4 protein-coding genes and 1 pseudogene are annotated in these 4,953 nt (G+C 70.7%); 3 read left to right on the top strand and 2 right to left on the bottom strand.

The features are described from left to right. Positions 1-49 precede the first annotated feature (49 nt). Positions 50-1,306, top strand: coding sequence for a Mur ligase family protein (locus AC1DY2_RS15290; protein ID WP_476763202.1), 1,257 nt, complete (start codon positions 50-52; stop codon positions 1,304-1,306). Beyond that, positions 1,303-2,049, top strand: coding sequence for a type 1 glutamine amidotransferase (locus tag AC1DY2_RS15285; RefSeq protein ID WP_476763201.1), 747 nt, complete (start codon positions 1,303-1,305; stop codon positions 2,047-2,049). Before AC1DY2_RS15290 ends, AC1DY2_RS15285 begins: the two co-directional genes overlap by 4 nt. A gap of 83 nt (positions 2,050-2,132) precedes the next feature. Here AC1DY2_RS15285 and AC1DY2_RS15280 read toward each other — a convergent pair whose 3' ends face one another. Continuing rightward, on the bottom strand, positions 2,133-2,369 hold the full coding sequence (locus AC1DY2_RS15280; RefSeq protein WP_159600801.1) for a DUF7455 domain-containing protein: 237 nt from the start codon (positions 2,367-2,369) through the stop codon (positions 2,133-2,135). 146 nt (positions 2,370-2,515) lie between these two features. On the opposite strand from AC1DY2_RS15280, the gene AC1DY2_RS15275 reads away from it, so the two are divergent. After that, positions 2,516-4,594, top strand: coding sequence for a DNA gyrase/topoisomerase IV subunit B (locus AC1DY2_RS15275; RefSeq protein ID WP_476763200.1), 2,079 nt, complete (start codon positions 2,516-2,518; stop codon positions 4,592-4,594). 49 nt (positions 4,595-4,643) lie between these two features. On the opposite strand, the pseudogene AC1DY2_RS15270 reads toward AC1DY2_RS15275, so the two are convergent. After that, positions 4,644-4,953, bottom strand: a pseudogene (locus tag AC1DY2_RS15270) (DNA topoisomerase IV); the annotation flags it as partial.

Genomic DNA, 4,953 nt, shown 5'->3' with positions numbered 1-4,953 from the left:
CACCCGTCGCGCTCGCAGTCGCTCCGCGACTACCTCGAGTAGGACCCAGGTGCGCTACGCGCCGGCGATCCTCGTCGGCAGGCTCACCCGATTCGCCGCCCGGCTGCGCAAGCCCGGCGGCGGTTCGGCTGTTCCGGGACTCGTCGTCAACCGCATCGCACCCGGGTACCTGACCCGCACGCTGTCCGGCTTCCCGCAGGGGCTCGTCGTGGTCTCCGGCTCGAGCGGCAAGTCGACCACCACGAAGATGCTCGTGGCGATCCTCCGCGCCCACGGCATCGACGTGTTCACGAACCCGTCCACGGCGAACATCAGCCAGGGGCTCACCTCCGCATTGCTCGAACGGGCGGACTGGCAGGGCCGAGTGCCGGGCGAGGTCGCCGTGCTCGAGATGGACGAGGGCCACGGCGCCCTCGTCATGCAGGGCGTCGATGCCCGGGTGGTCGCGCTCACCAACGTGATGGTCGACCAGATCGACCGCTTCCACGATTCCGAGATGGTGGCCGGGATGCTCGAGCGCATCGCCGCGCGAGCGCACGAGGCGATCGTGGTGAACGCGGACGACGCCTACCTCGAGCGGCTCGCGGCGAAGGCCGGGCCCGACGTGGCGGTGCGGCGGTTCGGGGTGTCCGCCGACGTCCTCGCGCGCTCGCCTCGCGGCCTCGGGTACACCGAGACCACGGACGGGCGCCTCGGTTCGGACGCCGGAGTGGTCGTGGCCTCGGTCGACGGGGCGGCTGCGGTGCTGCGCGACGGCGAGGCATCCGTCGAGATCACGCTGCCGGCGAGGGGCACTCACTACGCGGTCGACGCGGCCGCGGCCTACGCCACCGCACAGGCGGTGCTGGGGGAGCGGTTCACCGCGTCCACGGCAGCCGACGCCCTGAGCGCCATTCCCGCGGTGTTCGGCCGCGGCGAGCGGGTGACCGTGCGCGGTCACGAGGTCGAGTTCGTGCTGGTGCAGAACCCGGCGAGCTACCAGCTGAACGTGGACAGCATCGAACCGGGCACCGAGCAGATCCTCTTCGCCATCGGGTCCGACGTGCGTGACCCGTCCTATTTCTGGCCGACGGATGCCTCGTCGCTCGGCCGCGTCTCGATCGTCAGCGGCTCGAAGGCCGCCGAGGCGGCGCTGATGCTCGCCTACGACGGCGTCGCCATCGACCGGGTCGAGCCCGACCTCGGACGAGCCCTGGACGACTTCCTCGCCGCACCGGAGCCCGGCTCCGGCGTGAAGACCATCGTGTTCTCCGCCGACGCCATGCGCCGGACACGCGCCCACCTCGGACTCACGGGAGCGGAATGACCAGCCTGAACATCGTGTCGCTCCTGCCCTCGCTGATGAACACGAACGGCGATGCCGAGAATGCGACCGTGCTCCAGCGGCGCGCGGATTGGGCCGGCCTCGACGCGCGCGTCATCCCCGTCGACTCGCCCGCCGACCTGCCGGGTCGGGTGGACGCGGTCGTGATCGGCTCCGGAAGCGACGCCTCGCTCGAGGCGGTCCGGTCGAAGCTGCTCACGATCCACGACGAGTTGCGCACGTGGGGCACCGACGGAGTCCCGATCCTCTCGGTCGGCACCGGATGGGAGCTGCTCAGCTGGGGGATCGAGCGCCGCGACGGCTCGACCGTCGAGGGCCTCGGCATCCTCCCGGGGCGTGCCGTGCCCCGCGACGGCCGGGTCACCGGCGATGTCGTCGTCGCGTCGCCACGGTTCGGGCTGCTCGTCGGGTTCGAGAACCATGCCCGAGACTACGTCGGCGCCGAGGGCTCGCCGCTCGGGCGGCTCCGCTCGGGCACCGGCAACGGCCGCGGCTCGGGCCAGGAGGGCGTCGTGATGGGCGCGGTCATCGGCACGCACCTGCACGGTCCCGTGCTGGCGAAGAACCCGGAGTTCGCCGATCACCTCCTCGCGTCGATGGCGGAGCGGGCCGGGCTCGAGTACGCGGCCGGACCTGCGGCAGCCGTCGCCGACGCGTACGCGGCTGTTGCGCGCGAGACGCAGCTCGCGGCCGTCGGCGCCGCGGCATCCGTCACCGAGGCCTGACCCGGCGACCCGTGACCGACCACTGACGCGGAATGCACGAACGCCCCGGCCGAGGCCGGGGCGTTCGTGTCTGATCGGTGGGCTCAGTCGCGGCCGTCGACGAGGAGCTTGCTCGACTCGTCGTGCCAGCTGTGCGCGATCTGCGACAGCTTCTCCTGGTGCTTGCGGCCGTGGTGGGCGCAGAACAGCAGCTCGCCGCTCGCGACGACGACCCGGATGTAGGCCTGGGCGCCGCACGCGTCACAGCGGTCGAGCGCGGTGAGCTCATATGGGGTGTCGAGTTCGTCGACCGCACCGGTGGTGTCGGTGTAGTTCGTCATGGCTCCTCCTCCTGGCTCACGCTCGATGCTTCCGTCCCTCAATGAAAGCACGCCCACGGCGGTCCACCGCCCGTTGAGCCGGGCATTTCGCTCAGCGCGTAGCGCCTCGCACGCGGTGTCGTCGACCGTCAGTAGGCTTGTGCGACGTGAGCTCCGACTATTCCGCCCGCCATCTCTCCGTCCTCGAGGGACTCGAGGCGGTGCGCAAACGACCGGGCATGTACATCGGTTCCACCGACTCGCGCGGGCTCATGCACTGCCTGTGGGAGATCATCGACAACTCCGTCGACGAGGCCCTGGGCGGCCACGGTGGCGAGATCGGCGTCGTCCTCCACCCCGACGGCAGCGTCGAGGTGCGCGACCGCGCCCGCGGCATCCCCGTGGACATCGAGCCCAAGACCGGCCTCTCGGGCGTCGAGGTCGTCTTCACCAAGCTGCACGCCGGCGGCAAGTTCGGCTCCGGCTCCTACGCGGCCTCCGGCGGACTGCACGGTGTCGGGGCATCCGTGGTCAACGCGCTCTCCGAGCGACTCGACGTCGAGGTCGACCGCGACGGCAAGACGTGGGCGATGTCGTTCCACCGCGGCGAGCCGGGCATCTTCGCCGATGCCGGCACGCCCAGCCCCGACGCGCCGTTCACCCCGTTCGAGGAGCGCAGCGAGCTCCGCGTCGTCGGCAAGGTGGCCAAGGGCGTCACCGGCACGCGCATCCGCTACTGGGCCGACCGACAGATCTTCACCAAGGGCGCGGAGTTCCAGACCGAGGAACTGCTCTCGCGTGCTCGCCAGACGGCGTACCTCGTGCCCGGCCTCGCCATCGACGTGACCGACGAGCGCGGCGCCGAGCCGCACACCACGTCGTTCCAGTTCGAGGGCGGCATCTCGGAGTTCGCCGAGCACCTCGCCACCGACGCGGCGCTCACCGACATCTGGCGCATCACCGGCGTCGGTCCGTTCACGGAGACGGTGCCGGTGCTGACCGACGCCGGGGCGATGGTGCCGACGGAGCTGCACCGCGAATGCCAGGTCGACATCGCCCTGCGCTGGGGCACCGGGTACGACACCGTCGTGAAATCGTTCGTCAACATCATCGCCACGCCCAAGGGCGGCACGCATCAGACCGGCTTCGACCAGGGGCTCCTGAAGTTCCTTCGCCAGCAGGTGGAGCTGAACGCCCGCCGCTTGAAGGCGGGCAACGACAAGCTCGAGAAGGACGACGTGCTCGCCGGCCTCACCGCGGTGATCACGGTCCGCCTGCCCGAGCCGCAGTTCGAGGGCCAGACCAAGGAGGTGCTGGGCACGCCGGCCGTCCGCGCCATCGTCGCCAACGTGCTCGCCAAGGAGCTCGGAGCGCGATTCGCCTCGTCGAAGCGCGACGACAAGGCGCAGTCCGCGCTCCTGCTCGACAAGGTCGTCGCGGAGATGAAGTCGCGCATCTCGGCCCGCGCGCACAAGGAGACGCAGCGTCGCAAGAATGCGCTCGAGAGCTCGTCGCTGCCGGCGAAGCTCGTCGACTGCCGATCGAGTGACGTGGCGCACAGCGAGCTGTTCATCGTCGAGGGCGACTCGGCGCTCGGCACGGCGAAGCTCGCGCGCGACAGCGAGCACCAGGCGCTCCTGCCGATCCGAGGCAAGATCCTCAACGTGCAGAAGGCCAGCGTGTCCGACATGCTCGGCAACGCCGAGTGCGCGTCGATCATCCAGGTCATCGGCGCCGGTTCGGGTCGCAGCTTCGACCTCTCGACGGCGAGGTACGGCAAGGTCATCATCATGAGCGACGCCGACGTCGACGGCGCCCACATCCGCACGCTGCTGCTCACCCTGTTCTTCCGGTACATGCGCCCGATGATCGAGGAGGGCCGCGTCTTCGCCGCTGTGCCGCCGCTGCACCGGGTGGTCGTCATGAACCCGGGCTCCAAGCCGAACGAGATCGTCTACACCTACTCGGAGGCGGAGCTGCAGGGGGTGCTCGCCACGCTGAAGAAGCAGGGGCGTCGATACCAGGACCCGATCCAGCGCTACAAGGGACTCGGCGAGATGGATGCCGACCAGCTGGCGACGACCACGATGGACAAGCGCCATCGCACGCTCCGGCGCGTCGGCCTCGGCGACGCTGAGAACGCCGGGCGGGTCTTCGAGCTGCTGATGGGCAACGACGTCGCGCCGCGCAAGGAGTTCATCATCGACAGCTCCGACGCCCTCGAGCGCGACCGCATCGACGCGTGAGCACCGGTCGGGATCGGCCGCCGCTCGGCCGGATGCCCGACCGCCGGGCTCAGCCGATGCGGACGCCGATCGCGGCGACGACGGCTTCGAGCGGCTGACCCGACGCGTCGCGCTTCGCCCCGCCGTCGGGCAGCTGCCGTGCCGATCCGTCGGCGCCGACCGCCAGCGCGGGGGAGCGGCCCACCCAGGCCAGGTGCAACGCATCCTCGCCCTTCAGGAACCGCTGGGCGCGCACGCCGCCGGTGGCACGCCCCTTGGGCGGGAACTCCGCGAACGAACTCACCTTCGCCGACCCGGGGTCGGTGCCGAGCAGCGTCTCGTTGCTCGCGGCCACCGTCACCACGACCGCATCGTCGGCC

Source organism: Agromyces sp. P1_H4, from assembly GCF_056405255.1.
Note: the sequence above shows the minus strand (reverse complement) of the source record. Positions and strands in the feature narration are given on the sequence as shown.